We start from the raw sequence: 15472 nt of genomic DNA, 5'->3' as shown, positions 1-15472 counted from the left end.
CCCTCATCACCTGGAGTGTCTGCCATGTTCGAGAATATCTATTCTTCAAACGCTGCCTGTAAACGCCATCGTGTGGGATCGCTGGCCGCTGAACGCGAGCGATATCTACAGCACTGTGCTGAGCAGGGCTGTACGCATGCCTCCCTTTACTTGAAGGCGTGCTGCTTGCTTTGGATCGCCGAACGGGTGCAGCCAAGCGACCTCAATGCAATCAATTCGTCACGGCTGCGCCAGATCATTCACGAAGGGCCATTGCCGGCCAATTCTCCTGCAACTGCTACGACGTTGATAAACACCGCAAGACCTTGGTTTAAGTTCCTGGGCTGGTGGCAAGAGCCAACGGCGGAGCCAATTCCATTCGAGGAGAATCTTGAGCTTTTCGTCTCGTGGATGCGGGATGAACGCGGGTTGACACCATGTACCATCAGTCAATGGCGCAGTCGAACGGCAACCTTTTTGCGCTGGTGCTTCAACACAGGCCGCAGATTTTCGACGCTTAGCCCCGAGGATATTGATGCCTACTTCATCACCTACGGTGCGCAACGGTGGTCGCGAATTTCGGCAGGGCACGTCGCAACAATGTTGCGGGTATTCCTGCGCTACGCGGCAACGCAGGGAGCATGCAGCAGTACATTGGCCGACTCGATCCGCGCCCCGCGACATTACGCCCTAGAGTCACTTCCCTATGCACTGAGCTGGGAGGATGTTCAGCGAGTACTCGCAACTACAAATTCAAGCTCTGAACGCGATGTGCGCGACCGAGCCATCCTGATGCTTCTCGCCGTCTACGGTTTACGCCGGGGAGAAGTTGCCGCACTCCGGTTGGATCAGATCGACTGGGCTGCTGGCCAATTGCATATTTGGCGATTGAAGCGCCGTCAGCCACAGGTTTATCCATTGGCGTTCACAGTGGCTGAGGCATTAGCGCAATACGTCGACACAGTGCGTCCGAAGGTACTGCACCCTGAGATATTCATCCGAACTCGGGCGCCGCGAGTCCCCATCTCCGCTGCTGGCCTATACAACATCGTCAGCGGCAGATTGCGTCTGCTCAACATACAAGTCGCACATTTGGGGCCGCACGCGCTGCGACATGCATGCGCGGCCAGGCTGCTCGCCAATGGGCTGAGCCTCAAGGAGATTGGCGACCACCTGGGCCACCGCAGCACGTCGGCGACAATGACGTACACCAAGGTTGATCTGGTCTCGTTACGTGAAGTCGGTGACTTCGACCTGGGAGACCTGCTATGAGAACCTTGGACGTAGTCAATGCCTACGTGGCTGTCCGTCGTGCCCAAGGCGTGGGCCTGAATAGCAGTGCCAGAGTACTACGTCAGTTTGCACGTGAGACTGGAAACCTGCCGCTGCCCGAAGTTACTCCAGAGGCAGTAGCCGCATTTCTGCATGGGCACGGTGAGCTAAGCGCTACGTGGAAGACGAAGCGAGGATTACTTGTTAGCTTTTATCGCTTCGCAATCGCACGTGGTCACACAACGATCTCGCCCCTGCCGGAACGACCACCACAGTTTCCACCGGCACAGACTCCCTATGTCTATGCCACCGCAGAAATACAGCACTTGTTAGATGCCACCGTCATACTGAGTACCTCGCTCAGTCGCCTTCAAGCTGCGACATACAGAACCCTCCTGCTGATCCTTTACGGTGCAGGGTTGCGCGTCGGAGAGGCGATCAGACTAAATCTCTGTGACGTCGACCTCGAGCAGCGAATCATCACCGTTCGTGACACGAAGTTCTATAAGACAAGACTGGTGCCGATTGGGCCCAGGCTGGCATCGAAACTGCGAGTCTATCTAGGACAACGTTGCGCGCTGGCACTTCCACTGGGCCAAGACTCTGCCCTGCTGTGCACTCGTACTGGCCATCGCCTGAACTACCAATACGTCATAACTGTGTTCCAACGTGTTCGTTTGGCGGCAGGTATTGCTCGCCCAACTGGCGAGCTACGGCCACCGCGCCTCCATGATCTGCGGCATACAGCCGCCGTTCATCGTGTACTGGGATGGTATCGCGCCGGTAAGGATGTACAGCGGCTATTGCCGCAATTGGCAACGTATTTGGGGCATGTCGACATAAGGTCGACCCAGCGCTATTTGCATATGACTCCCGAACTGTTGCACGAAGCGAGTCGCCGATTTGCCATTTATTCAGGCCAGGAGATTGATCATGATTGACCGCAATCGCCTCGGGGCATGGGTACGTCGCTTCTTGTTGGAGTATCTGGTCGCCGAGCGCAACCTATCCCACAACACCCAGATCAGTTACCGCGACACGCTGACGCTCCTGCTTCCATTTGTCAGTCGACGAGCCTCGGTGGCAATCGACCATTTAACGGTGCTCGACATATCGCCCGCCATCGTGCGCGCATTCCTTGAACACGTCGAACACGAGCGCGGTTGTGGCATCGTCACGCGCAACCAGCGGCTCTGCGCGATTCATTCATTAGGGCGTTTCATTGCTATGCGATCGCCAGAGCATTTGGCGTGGTGCACAGAGATCCGTTCTATCCCGTTCAAAAAAACTACCCAGGCAGTCATCCACTACCTCGACAAGCCAGAAGTGGAGGCTCTGCTCCGGGCACCTAATCGGGCTACGAGCCAGGGTGCACGGGACTATGCGATTTTGCTGTTCCTATACAACACCGGCGCCCGCGCTGACGAAGCTGCCTGCCTCAGCGTTGGTAATTTGCAACTTGGGACTTCACCCTCCGTGCGCATTCTGGGTAAGGGAAACAAATGGCGCGTCTGCCCCCTGTGGTCAGTAACAGCTACAGCGCTGCGGGCACTCATCGTCGAACGCAGAACAGAGGATCGCGTATTCATAGGTCGTGCCGGGAATCCCATGACTCGATTCGGCATCCATCGCGTTGTGTCGGTGTATGGACGAGCAGCCGGCAAGTGGGTTGATTCCATGCAAGGCAGGCGCATCAGCCCGCACACTATTCGACACACGACCGCCGTTCACCTGTTAAGAGCCGGGGTCGATATCAATACAATTCGGGCCTGGCTGGGGCATGTCTCCTTGGACACAACCCACATCTACGCGGAAGTCGATCTCGAAATGAAGGCCAAGGCGCTTGCATGTTTGGACGTCACAAATGTGCCTGAGGCTGTGCGCCTGCGACCGAGTTCAGCATCTCTCATGGCGTTCATGCGAGGGCTGTAACATGAATTTATGTGCCACTTTTTGCGCCGAACTCCCGATTGGGAGGCGGCGCCTCTTACCACCGCAACATAACTCAGACCGCAACATAACCGGCAAAATCATCGCAAACCAGCTTGCCATTCCACTGGCCAAGAAAATTGCGTGCATGTTCGCCCGCCCGGCTCGGGCTGAAGTCGTACACCACTGCCTTGAGCGCCGAAAAAGGCGTGGTGCAGTAGGCCCAGACGTAAGCACGGTGGGTTTTCTTCTCGCCCGGCGCGAGCATCTGTACCGGCGTTTCGTCAGCGTGGATCACACCTTGAGCAAGCACTGTTTCGCGCAGCGCATCGACCAAGGGCTGGAGCTGCACACCGGTTTGGCCGACCCATTGCGCCAGGGTCGAGCGGGCGATAGCCAGGCCGGCGCGGCCAAAGATTTTCTCTTGCCGATACAGCGGCAAATGGTCGGCGAACTTGGCCACCATCACGTGAGCCAGCAGCCCTGCGGTCGGGATGCCCTTGTCGATGACCTGGGCCGGAACCGGAGCCTGACTCAGCGTTTCACATTTGCGGCAGACCCATTTCCCGCGCACATGCTGCTCGACGGTGAACACGCCCGGGATGTAATCCAGCTTCTCGCTGACGTCTTCGCCGATGCGCTGGAGCTGGCAGCCGCAGGCGCACTGGGTGGTGTCGGGTTCGTGATAAATCACGGTACGCGGAAACTGCGCTGGCAAGGAAACACGCTTGGGCTGCTTGCGTGGTTCGGCCGGCGCAGCCGGCGGATTCAGCGCCTTCAGCTCGGCTTCGATGGCCGCGATGTCGGTGTCGAGCAGGTCGTCGAGCAGGCTGCCTTGGGCAGGGCTCAGTTGCTCGCTGCGCTTGGCAAACTTGTTACGTTTGAACCAGGCGATTTCGTGGGTGAGCTGCTCGATGATGGTTTGGTCGCGGTCGTTCTTCTTGCCCATCCGGTCGACCTGCTGCCCGAGAGAATCAACCTGGGACAGCAACTGCGCCGCGAGGGCACGCAGTTGGTCTGGGGACATTTGGTCGAGATTGGGCGATGAAGTCATGCCGCGAATTTTGCCAGAGCAAGCCGTTTGCGGCGATAGACCAATGGGCTAATGGCGGGCGTTAAAGCAGTGTGATTGCACCGCCCGCCCCAACGCGCTGCCAAGGCAGACCGAGCACCAAGGCCTGAAGTTGCTCGGTATCCAGCTCCATCTCGCAGCCATTCCGAATACCGGGCCAGTGAAACTTGCCTTGGTTCAACCGGCGAGCAGCCAGCCAGACGCCAATCCCGTCATGCACCAGCACTTTCATACGAGTGGCGCGGCGGTTGGCGAACAGATAAGCACAGTGCGGCTTCGCCGCACCGAACACCGCGATCACCCTGGCCAGCGCCGTTTCAGTACCGGCACGCATGTCCATGGGCTCGGTGGCAAGCCAGATGGCGTCGATGCGAATCATTGAGTGAGTCCACGGACAAAGCGGGCGCAGCCTTCAGGATCGGACGTTGGCCATTTCACTGTGATCGATTGCTCGCCAAGCGGCAACTCAATGGTCGCCAACGCTTCCACCTGCCGTTTAGGCGTAGCTTTCAACGGAACGAAAGCCGGCAACGCCGCTGGTAGCTGATCTCGATAAAGCGGTAGCCACTTGCGGATAACGTTGGCATTGATGCCGTGGCTGATGGCAACGCTGGATAGGGTTGCGCCCGGTTGCAGACATTCCTGAACAACCTGGGCTTTGAACGGTTTCGGGTAAGAGCTTCGTTGGCGCATGGAAATCCTGACGTTAAGGGCGATCGCGTCCGCTTAAAAATACGCGGACACCATCGCCCTTAACGCTGGAGTTCGGAAGGTGTGTTGGCTGGACGCTTACAACTCTCCGCCGTTACCGCCTAATGTGCCTCCAGCCCACCCCCCTAAACCTCCACCCACCAGTGCACAAGCAAAAGCATCTTCTAGCGTCCTACGAGCCTTAGCATTTGTGGTTTTGCGATTCCAAACATCAGCGCCCAAGCGGCACGCCGCCTGGTACATATCCTCTGTTACTTCCGTCCTTGGCATATCGGCTCTACTTAGAAAGAAGTCTAGCCATGATCATATCCGAACTCGCAGATGAGGCAGTGGGTCATCAACGATTCAACTCACCTTGCACCGAACGCAGCAACTCCAAAGTATGATCGTGTAGCGAAGCTATTCCCCAGGCTTCCAGTGGAAATCAGTGCCAGGCAACCCAGGCCCACCTGAGGCGGGCATGTTCATGCTGGTGGATTTGCGGGAGACGGGCTTGTCGAGCACGGACTTTGCCTGGCAACTGTTCCGTGAAACCGGTGTTGCCGTACTCGATGCCAGCGCTTTTGGCGCCAGCACCGCTGGCTTCGTACGCATCTCGTTCACGGTCTCCGACGCAGCGCTCAGTGATGCCTGCGGTCGAATTGCAGGCTTCATCGAACGCCTTCGCTCGAAGTGATGGTGCGGCTGCCACGGGGGTAGGGCATCAGTCCCTGTCGGCCTTGGCAGCCATTCCAATCCGAGGCAATAACGTCAACGGGGCGGCACAGGATTTCCTGTCGCCGCAGCGTACTTTTCTCGAGGCATAAAAAAACGGCTTACCTTGCGGTAAGCCGTTTTTAGTACTTGGTTACACAGTCATTTGAACTGGTCTTCGAAGTGACTGTATTTAAAGGGTTTTGTTCTTAGGTCATTAGTTGGGGATACACCCGGGGATACACGGTGCTCGCTGCTGGGCCATTTTTGCCGGCTTTCGGCCTATCACACCGGAAATAAAGCAATTCTTTCGTCTCTTTCTGCTTTGCAAGAGGCCCGAAGCAAAAACGATCACCATCCGACTGGATCACGAAACGGCTGTCCATCCGTTCGCCATGCTCCACCTCCAATAGTTCGTTTGGCGCCTTGTGTTTTTTCGCGTGCGCGAGGGTTTTTCGGCGTTGTTGTTCAAGCCAAGGTCCCCGCCGCGCAGTGGGCGCACCTGGTCCGGCTAAATTAGGAGTGCGCAATTTTGCGCAGTCGTCCTGCACCGGCCAGATAAAGTGACTAGACGGCTACTTTTACCAATCCGGCTACTTCCATTTTTTGACCAGTCTGCCCTCGACCTAAAAATAGCTCTGCTCTATTGGCTGATTGACTTGTTGAGCGCAAAACCTATCATCAGTTTCAGATTGCGCCCCTACGCGCGCCACCTCCGAAGCCCGGCCCCTGCCGGGCTTTTTCATGTCCGCCGCCAGAACCATTGGAGCGACCAGACGAAGCCGTTAAACCAAGGCTGCTGCCTGCGCGAAGGGCGCGGCGAACTGACGAGGTACCAGTATGCGCAAGAAGAACTCCAGCAAGACCACCGTTTAGACCCAGGACTTTGCCGCCATGGTGCGCATGGCCGAGGGCAACCGCCCGGCCTGTACGCCACCTATCGCACCAGCGGCCGGACCTTCACCGAGCGCGATGCGCCAACCCAGGAAGGAAGCTAAGCCGTGACCAGCAAGACCCCCACCGACAACCCGGCGGCCAAGCCAGCGGAGCCGACCAAGCCCAAGCGCGGCCCCGGCCGTCCGACCACCTACAGCGCGGAAATGGCCGAGCGCATCTGTGCCGCGCTGATGGAGCCCTGTTCGCTGAACCGCCTGTGCAAACGCCTAGGCATGCCGGCGCGTGCAGTGGTCTGCCGCTGGTTAATCAGGCACGAAGAATTCCGCCTCGCCTACCAGGCGGCCATGGCGGTGCGTATTGATCTGGTCGTCGACGAGACGCTCGACATCGCCGACGACGCCGAGCTTGACCCGGCGGCGATCAGCAAGGCCAAGCTGATGATCGACAGTCGTTGGCGGATGGCCGAGCGCCTGGCCGCGCGCAAGTACGGAATCAAGCAGCAGGTTGAAACCAGCGTCACCCAGCTGACCCATGAGCAGTGGCTGGAGCATCTGGCTTGACCGCCGTAGTCCTGCACAACGAGCTGGCCAGTGACCCAACGCGGCGCTGAATTCGAGACCGAACAGCAAGCCTATGACCACATCGTTGACCTGCCAGAAGGCAGCGCAACTGCAAAGTACCGAGTGATCGAGGCGTAATTTGGTATGCGTTCTGCGAAGGCAGCCTCCCCAACACGACGGCGATGCTGAAAGTCGGGAACATCTATAGGGCGTTCTCATTTGAGCTAAGCCGTCGACAACATGAAACCGTATGTCGTGCGCTTCATCTCGGATGTGCGCGACGGCAAGGTCAACCTGCAAGGGGTGAATGATGAGCGCAGAACGCTACGGAAGTGCGGCGAATAATGCCTGCACTACGGACAGTTAGAGGTCGAGCTACCCGCCAGTTTTATGTATAGCAGCCAGTGCTGCGTCACGCGGGTAATCAGGGGTTATACCTGGCCGACCCGATCCTTGAACGAAGGGGGTAGTCGCACAATTCGTTGCGCGCGCGAAGACGATGATCAGGACGGCAAGGAGTGCTGCCCCATGGTGGAGCACGGACTGCAGCCGAACCTGGCGCGCCCGCCGATCCTGTCGGGCGCCTAGGCGAGTTGCTGGCTGAATCGCCGAGCACAGCGCCAGCAGGTGGCCGGATCGGTGGGAGAGCGCATCACGCGGCGAACAAATGGGGGAACAAAGCGCACCAATCAGAAACTAGCCGCATTCTGCGAGGCCTGTAGCGCTAATAAGGCCGGCCACAAGCCGGCTTTTTAATGCCCCAAGCTTTTGTAAAATAAGACTTTTTTAACTTATCACTTACCCAGCCCATACTTTAGCCCACACCTCCATCATGGTGTAACAATCATCAGGCTAACGCAGATACTCAGGCTGTGTGATCGGAAGTTAGGCTTTGATTCTTAGGGTTTCGTGAGGCAGCAAGAGCTCTCGGTGTTGCCAATAGCTCGGCTGTCGGCACGCTTTGGCCATCAATTCGCGCCCATCCCAGGTACTCGAGGATAGGTAGAACATAATTTACCACTCGGGGCCTGCCGGCGATCTCTCGCGCCACGGCGCATAACCCGCCTTCGAGCGAATTACGGTTGCTTGACTCGATACGGGAGGGCATTGCTGCACTTGCATCGACAGCGTGTAGATGGGTTAGTGTACGAACAAAGGCTTCGACAGGCTTCCTTGACGAACTACTGCACTGCTCCCGCGTCATGGCCGCGCAGAAATAACCGCATCAGGGCCTAGCGTCGGCATCACCCGGTAAGCCCTGGCTAGACCGACCTGACGGTTCGATAGCGTTCCATCGGAGCGATATCGCTCCGTTTGGCCCGGAGCCAGTGTTTACAACGCCTGCGTTCTGTTGAGCACCCCCGTGAACCACTTTTTCTGGAGCGACTTCATTACACCTGGAAAAGTACAACTGTGCGTAAACGGGCGCTTCAGCGGTATTTCCGCGCCTGGCATAGCCTTTGCTAATACCCTTCTGTCCGGCCCGATAAGCAAGTTGTTTGTTGAGTTGTAGGACCACGAACAAGACGAGGAGGAACCTTGGAGACAGCACATATTAATTCGGACTTCAATCCAGGTATCGGAATTTTTCCGATATAGCCGCCAAGCACTTTGTGTTTGAACTTGTGAATCTTATAAAAACAATTCAACTTGCAAGGTAAAAGAACAATGAAAAATTCGACTCCTGGTCACCGTCCGCCTGATAGTGAAGAACACGAACTCAAACGCAATCTTTCAAATCGCCATATCCAGTTGATCGCCATCGGCGGTGCAATAGGCACCGGCCTGTTCATGGGGTCTGGCAAGACCATCAGTCTGGCGGGCCCCTCGATCATCTTTGTCTACATGATCATTGGCTTCATGCTTTTCTTCGTTATGCGGGCTATGGGCGAACTGCTGTTATCCAACCTCAAGTACAAGTCATTCATCGATTTCTCGGCCGATCTCCTGGGGCCCAAGGCCGGGTTCTTCACCGGGTGGACCTACTGGTTCTGCTGGATAGTCACCGGCATTGCCGACGTCATTGCCATATCCGGCTATTCACATTTTTGGTTCCCGGATATCCCTCAATGGTTACCGGCACTCGGTTGTGTTGGCCTGTTGCTGTCGCTGAATCTGATTACCGTGAAAATGTTCGGCGAACTGGAGTTCTGGTTTGCCATGATCAAGATCGTGGCCATTTGCGCCCTGGTCTGCACCGGGCTCTACATGATAGTCACGGCTTACCAGTCGCCTGCCGGCAACGTCGCGTCTTTGGCCAACCTATGGAATGACGGCGGGATGTTCCCCCACGGTGCCATGGGATTCTTCGCCGGCTTCCAGATCGCTGTCTTCGCCTTCGCCGGCATTGAGCTGGTGGGCACGACCGCCGCAGAAACCAAGGACCCGGAACGCAATCTACCGCGGGCGATCAATTCCATTCCTCTGCGCATCATCGTGTTCTATGTGTTCGCGCTGATCGCCATCCTGGCCGTTACGCCGTGGCACGAAGTCGTTGCCAACAAGAGCCCTTTCGTCGAACTCTTCATGCTGGCCGGCCTGCCGGCCGCCGCGGGAATCATCAACTTCGTGGTGCTGACTTCCGCGGCGTCTTCCGCCAACAGCGGTGTCTTTTCAACCAGCCGCATGCTTTACGGCCTGGCGCTGGATGGTGATGCACCGGGCAAGTTCAAGACTCTTTCCAAACGCGCAGTGCCCTCCAACGGACTGATTTTTTCCTGTGCCTGCCTGTTGTCGGGTGCGCTGGTGATCTACCTGGTCCCGAACCTGATGGATGCATTCACCCTGATCACCACGGTCTCGGCCATCCTGTTCATGTTTGTCTGGTCGATGATCCTGCTGTCCTACCTGGCGTATCGCAAAAAATGCGATGGCCTGCATCGTTCATCGAGCTACAAGATGCCGGGTGGAATAGTCATGATCTGGGTTTGCCTGACCTTCTTCGCCTTCATCGTTGCACTGCTGGCCCTGGAAGATGACACCCGCCAAGCGCTGTACTTCGTGCCTGTCTGGTTTGTGGTGCTGGGCCTGTCCTATCGATCCATTCGCCGCAACAAGTCGCAGGTCGCGCACCCGTCCTACGAAGCGGATTAATAGCCGCTTTCACGGCATTGTTTCTGCCAGGGGGCGGCACAGGAGGTGCCGCCCCCTAAGTCGTTTCTTGACTGGGGGCCGCTAAAGAGGGCTTTACTAAACTCATTGGATCCCGGTTCGGCAATGGCGACCTTGACCTGATGCAAGGCGCACGAACCACGGCGTCCAAGACTTAACGACACTCAGGTCTCGCCATGCGAATACACGTCACCTTCAACGACCGCGTCGGCATTACCCAGGAAGTCCTGGCGTTGCTCGGTGCGCGCAACCTCAATCTGGATGCGGTGGAGATGATCCCGCCGAATGTCTACATCGACGCCCCGGACCTTAGCCAGACGGTGCTGGACGAGCTCAACTACGCGTTATTACGGGTCGAAGGAGTGAAGGCCGTGGAACTGGTCGACATGCTCCCTGGCCAGCGTCGCCGTCTGCAACTCGATGCGCTGCTGGCCGCCATGAGCGATCCGGTGCTGGCAGTAGACCCTGGCGGGTACGTATTGCTGGCCAATCCCAAGCTGGTCGGCCTTTACGGCAGTGACCCGACGGGTGAACCGTTGTCGAATCTGTTCGCCGCGCCGGACCTGGCAAGGACCCTGGTCGACAAAGGCTTTCGCCTGCCGATGTGCGAGGTGAGCTTCAAGGGACAGGACTTACTCCTCGATGCCACACCAATCACCGGCACGGCGCAAAGCTCACGCTTTCTCGCCGGTGGCTTGCTCACCCTCTACCCGCCGAGCCGCATCGGCGAGCGCCTGGCCTCGCTGCTTCATGATCATGCCGAGGGGCTGGAGGCCTTACTGGGCAAGTCGGCGGTGCTCAAGGATCTCAAGGCGCGCCTGCACAAGGTGGCCAGCCTGGATGCGCCGCTGTTGATCCAAGGCGAAACCGGCACTGGCAAGGAGCTGGTGGCCCGCGCCTGCCATGCCCTGAGCGCCCGGCGCGACGCGTCCTTCCTGGCGCTGAACTGTGCGGCGCTGCCAGAGAGCCTGGCCGAGAGCGAGCTGTTCGGTTACTCGGCCGGAGCCTTCACCGGCGCCCAGCGCGGCGGCAAACCGGGCCTGCTGGAGCTGGCCGACAGCGGTACCGTGTTCCTAGACGAAGTGGGCGAGATGTCGCCTTACCTGCAGGCCAAGCTGCTGCGTTTTCTCAGCGACGGGAGCTTTCGCCGCGTCGGTGGCGACTGTGAGGTGCGGGTGAATGTGCGGGTGCTCTGTGCCACTCACCGCAATCTGGAACGCATGGTGGCGGAAGGCAGCTTCCGCGAGGACCTCTACTACCGCCTCAACGTGCTCAACCTAATGGTGCCGCCCCTGCGCGAGCGCGGGCAGGACATCCTCCTGCTCGCCGAGCATTTCCTGCGCCAGGCCTGCGCGCAGATCCAGCGCTCGCCTTGCCGACTGGCCCCGGCCACCCATCTGCTGCTGCTGGGCAATCGCTGGGCGGGCAACGTGCGCCAGTTGCAGAATGTGATCTTCCGTGCAGCGGCTATCAGCGAGGGAGATGTGATCGATTGCGACGGCCTGGAGCTGGCCGGCACGGCCTTGAGCAGCCAGCAGGCTGACGCGCTGGAAGTCACCAGCCTGGAAGCAGCGGTGCAGGGGTTCGAAAAGTCTCTGCTGGAGAAGTTCTACGCGGCCTATCCCTCGACCCGGCAACTGGCGGTGCGCCTGCAAACTTCGCACACGGCCATCGGCCAGCGCTTGCGCAAATACGGCATCGCCAATCGGTCCTCGTAGCGAGCCCGGTTCGATTGCGCTCCGCTGGAGTTATTTCGCTCCACTTGGGCGCAAGCCGCGCCGTTCATTGGCTTCACCCGTAAACGACTGCTGAAGGACTCCGAAGGTCGGAGCGATTTCGTTCCGAGTTTACTTTTTAAAATAACCAAAAAATCACATACCTTATTGATTAATAAGGATTTAAATTAATTGGCATTGTCCTTGCTTTTGTTCAATCAGTCCTGCACCGGGACCCACCTGATAACAAGAGGAAGATCCATGAGCATTCTGCGTTTTACCCCCGAACATGAATGGCTGCGCCTGGAAGAGACCGGCGAGCTGACCGTCGGCATCACCACCTTCGCCCAGGAAGCCCTGGGTGACGTGGTCTTCGTGCAACTGCCAGAGCTCGGCCAATATGGGGAAGGGAATGAAGTCGCGGTGCTGGAGTCGGTGAAGGCCGCCAGCAACATCAGCATGCCGCTGACCGGTGAAGTGGTGGTGGTCAACCAGGCGCTGGCCGACGACCCCGAGTTGGTCAATGCCTCGCCGATGGACGCAGGCTGGTTCTTCCGCATCCGCGTGGCGAGTCTCGAAGCCCTCGACAGCTTGATGGATCAGGACGGTTACGACCGCTTCCTGGCCGACAACGCTTGAGCCAAGGTGCCGACATGACCAGAGCACATATCCCGCTGGGCACGGACAACGAGTTCATTGCCCGCCACATCGGCCCGCGCGAGGGCGATATCAACGCCATGCTGGCGCTGACCGGCCACGACTCGCTGGATGCGCTGATCGACAGCGTCATCCCTGACAGCATCAAGGGCACCAGCGTGCTCGAGCTGTCCAAGGGGCAAGGCGAGACCGAAGCCCTGGCCGCGATCAAGGCCATCGCTGCGAAGAACGAGCTGTTTCGCAACCACATCGGCCAAGGCTATTTCCCTTGCCATACGCCGACGCCGATCCTGCGCAACCTGCTGGAAAACCCGGCGTGGTATACGGCGTACACGCCGTACCAGCCGGAGATTTCCCAGGGCCGCCTGGAAGCGCTGCTGAATTTCCAGACCCTGATCAGCGACTTGACCGGCATGGAGATCGCTAACGCCTCCTTGCTCGATGAAGCCACCGCTGCCGCCGAGGCCATGACCTTCTGCAAGCGCCTGGCGAAGAACAAGGCCCCAGCCTTTTTCGTCTCGCGCCACTGCCACCCGCAAACCCTCGATGTGCTGCGCACCCGCGCCGAGCCGCTGGGCATCGAAGTGGTCATCGGTGAAGAGTCGGAGCTGGTGCAGGAAGGCCTCGATGGTTATTTCGGTCTGCTGCTGCAATACCCCGCCAGCACCGGCGATATCGCCGATCATCGCGCCCTGGTGCAACGTGCCCATGAAGCCGGTGCTCTAGTGGCCGTGGCCGCCGACCTGCTGGCCCTGACCCTGCTGGCACCGCCCGGCGAGTTCGGCGCCGACGTGGTGTTGGGCAGCGCCCAGCGCTTCGGCGTGCCACTGGGCTTCGGCGGCCCGCACGCGGCGTTCTTTGCCACCCGCGATGCGTTCAAACGCGATATGCCCGGCCGCCTGGTCGGCGTGTCCATCGACCGCTTCGGCAAGCCGGCCCTGCGCCTGGCGATGCAGACCCGTGAACAACACATTCGCCGCGAAAAGGCCACCAGCAACATCTGCACCGCGCAGGTGTTGCTGGCCAATATCGCCAGCATGTACGCGGTCTACCACGGTCCGCAGGGCCTGGAGCAGATCGCCCGCCGTGTGCATCGCCTGACCTCGATTCTGGTCCAGGGTTTGCTGCAACTCGGCCATCAAGTCGAGCAGGAGCATTTCTTCGACACCGTCAGCGTCGTTACCGCCCGCCCGCTGGCCGATGTCCTGGCCGCTGCCAATGCGGCACGCCTCAACCTGCGTTTGATCGATGACGTGCGCGTCGGCCTGTCGCTGGATGAAACCTGCGAGCAGGCCAGCGTTGAGGCGCTGTGGGCAGTCTTCGCCGCGCCGGGTCAGCTCCCGCCGGACTTCGCCGCGCTTGCCGCCAGCACCGGCGACTGCCTGCCGTTGTCGCTGCTGCGCGAGACGCCGTTCCTGCAGCACGAAGTGTTCAACCGCTATCACTCCGAAACCGAGCTGATGCGCTACCTGCGCCGCCTGGCCGACAAGGATCTGGCCCTGGATCGGACCATGATTGCGCTGGGCTCTTGCACCATGAAGCTCAACGCCGCCAGCGAGATGATCCCGATCACCTGGCCCGAGTTCGGTGCCTTGCACCCCTTTGCCCCGGCCGAGCAGTCGCTGGGTTACCGTGAGCTGACCGACGAGCTGGAAGCCATGCTCTGCGCCGCGACCGGTTACGACGCCATGTCCCTGCAGCCCAACGCCGGTTCCCAGGGCGAGTACGCAGGCTTGTTGGCCATCCGCGCCTACCACGCCAGCCGTGGTGAGGCGGGGCGCGATGTGTGCCTGATCCCGTCGTCGGCCCACGGTACCAACCCGGCCACCGCACAGATGGCTGGCATGCGTGTGGTCGTGGTCGATTGCGATGCGCGTGGCAACGTCGATGTGGCGGACCTGCAAAGCAAGGCCGAGCAGCACAAGGATCGCCTGGCCGCGCTGATGATCACTTACCCCTCGACCCATGGCGTGTTCGAGGACGGCATCACCCGGATCTGCGACATCATCCATGAGCACGGCGGCCAGGTGTACCTGGACGGTGCCAACATGAACGCCATGGTCGGCCTCTGCGCACCGGGCAAGTTCGGCGGCGACGTCTCGCACCTGAACCTGCACAAGACTTTCTGCATTCCTCACGGCGGTGGCGGCCCGGGCGTCGGTCCGATCGGCGTCAAGGCGCACCTGGCGCCGTTCCTGCCAGGTCACAGCCACATGGAGCGCAAGGAAGGCGCGGTGTGTGCAGCGCCTTACGGTAGCGCGAGCATCCTGCCGATCACCTGGATGTACATCCGCATGATGGGCGGCGAAGGCCTCAAGCGTGCTTCGCAGCTGGCGATCCTCAGTGCCAACTACATCGCCCGGCGTCTGGAAGAGCACTACCCGGTGCTCTACACCGGCGAAAACGGCCTGGTCGCCCACGAATGCATCCTCGACCTGCGCCCGCTCAAGGACAGCAGCGGCATCAGTGTTGAAGATGTGGCCAAGCGTCTGATCGATTTCGGCTTCCATGCACCGACCATGTCGTTCCCGGTGGCCGGCACCCTGATGGTCGAGCCGACCGAGAGCGAGTCCAAGGAGGAGCTGGACCGCTTCTGCGACGCGATGATCAGCATCCGCGAGGAAATCCGCGCGGTGGAAAACGGCACCCTGAACAAGCACGACAACCCGCTGAAGAACGCGCCGCATACCGCCGCCGAACTGGTGGGCGAATGGAACCACTCCTACAGTCGCGAGCTGGCGGTGTACCCGCTGACCTCGTTGCGCGAGAGCAAGTATTGGCCGCCGGTAGGGCGCGTGGACAACGTCTACGGCGACCGCAACCTGGCCTGCGCCTGCCCACCGATGTCGATCTACCAGGAAGCCTGATAGCGCAGG

General features: G+C 59.4%; 11 protein-coding genes and 1 pseudogene. 9 read left to right on the top strand and 3 right to left on the bottom strand.

What is annotated here, in order from left to right; translation table 11 throughout:
- Positions 1 to 24 precede the first annotated feature (24 nt).
- Genes AC3IX1_RS24090 through AC3IX1_RS24080 form a run of 3 tightly spaced genes read left to right on the top strand, consistent with a single transcriptional unit; the run spans position 25 to position 3183 of the window.
- A complete protein-coding gene (locus AC3IX1_RS24090) occupies positions 25 to 1251 on the top strand; it encodes a tyrosine-type recombinase/integrase (protein WP_489384666.1) in 1227 nt (408 codons plus the stop codon).
- Complete coding sequence (locus tag AC3IX1_RS24085) at positions 1248 to 2192, top strand: tyrosine-type recombinase/integrase (protein ID WP_489384667.1); 945 nt, start codon at positions 1248 to 1250, stop codon at positions 2190 to 2192. Before AC3IX1_RS24090 ends, AC3IX1_RS24085 begins: the two co-directional genes overlap by 4 nt.
- Positions 2185 to 3183 (top strand): tyrosine-type recombinase/integrase, encoded by a 999-nt coding sequence (locus AC3IX1_RS24080; RefSeq protein WP_489384668.1) that lies wholly within the window; start codon positions 2185 to 2187, stop codon positions 3181 to 3183. The genes AC3IX1_RS24085 and AC3IX1_RS24080 overlap by 8 nt, the downstream gene beginning before the upstream one ends.
- A 79-nt stretch (positions 3184 to 3262) precedes the next feature.
- Here the strand turns inward: AC3IX1_RS24080 and tnpC are convergent.
- The 3 genes and pseudogenes from tnpC to tnpA form a co-directional block, all read right to left on the bottom strand.
- Positions 3263 to 4234, bottom strand: a pseudogene (tnpC, locus tag AC3IX1_RS24075) (IS66 family transposase); the annotation flags it as partial.
- Positions 4235 to 4295: 61 nt separating this feature from the next.
- Positions 4296 to 4631, bottom strand: a complete 336-nt coding sequence (tnpB, locus tag AC3IX1_RS24070) for an IS66 family insertion sequence element accessory protein TnpB (RefSeq protein WP_256453175.1) — start codon at positions 4629 to 4631, stop codon at positions 4296 to 4298.
- Entirely contained in the window at positions 4628 to 4945 is a 318-nt protein-coding gene (gene tnpA, locus AC3IX1_RS24065) for an IS66-like element accessory protein TnpA (RefSeq protein ID WP_256453176.1), read from the bottom strand. Before tnpA ends, tnpB begins: the two co-directional genes overlap by 4 nt.
- A 445-nt stretch (positions 4946 to 5390) precedes the next feature.
- Here tnpA and AC3IX1_RS24060 point away from each other — a divergent pair, with 445 nt between their 5' ends.
- From AC3IX1_RS24060 to gcvP, 6 genes are all read left to right on the top strand, one after another.
- A complete protein-coding gene (locus AC3IX1_RS24060) occupies positions 5391 to 5639 on the top strand; it encodes an aminotransferase class I/II-fold pyridoxal phosphate-dependent enzyme (RefSeq protein ID WP_489386077.1) in 249 nt (82 codons plus the stop codon).
- Positions 5640 to 6657: 1018 nt separating this feature from the next.
- Positions 6658 to 7113 carry a terminase small subunit-like protein gene (locus AC3IX1_RS24055; RefSeq protein ID WP_489386076.1) on the top strand — a complete coding sequence of 152 codons (456 nt, stop codon included), beginning with the start codon at positions 6658 to 6660 and terminating at the stop codon, positions 7111 to 7113.
- Positions 7114 to 8781: 1668 nt separating this feature from the next.
- A complete protein-coding gene (gene cycA, locus AC3IX1_RS24050; RefSeq protein WP_489386075.1) occupies positions 8782 to 10206 on the top strand; it encodes a D-serine/D-alanine/glycine transporter in 1425 nt (474 codons plus the stop codon).
- Between the two features lie 194 nt (positions 10207 to 10400).
- Positions 10401 to 11942 carry a sigma 54-interacting transcriptional regulator gene (locus tag AC3IX1_RS24045; RefSeq protein ID WP_489386074.1) on the top strand — a complete coding sequence of 514 codons (1542 nt, stop codon included), beginning with the start codon at positions 10401 to 10403 and terminating at the stop codon, positions 11940 to 11942.
- Between the two features lie 258 nt (positions 11943 to 12200).
- Positions 12201 to 12578 (top strand): glycine cleavage system protein GcvH, encoded by a 378-nt coding sequence (gene gcvH / locus AC3IX1_RS24040; protein ID WP_489386073.1) that lies wholly within the window; start codon positions 12201 to 12203, stop codon positions 12576 to 12578.
- Positions 12579 to 12592: 14 nt separating this feature from the next.
- Positions 12593 to 15463, top strand: a complete 2871-nt coding sequence (gene gcvP, locus AC3IX1_RS24035) for an aminomethyl-transferring glycine dehydrogenase (protein WP_489386072.1) — start codon at positions 12593 to 12595, stop codon at positions 15461 to 15463.
- Positions 15464 to 15472 lie beyond the last annotated feature (9 nt).

Source organism: Pseudomonas sp. KH_046_2, from assembly GCF_057838985.1.
Note: the sequence above shows the minus strand (reverse complement) of the source record. Positions and strands in the feature narration are given on the sequence as shown.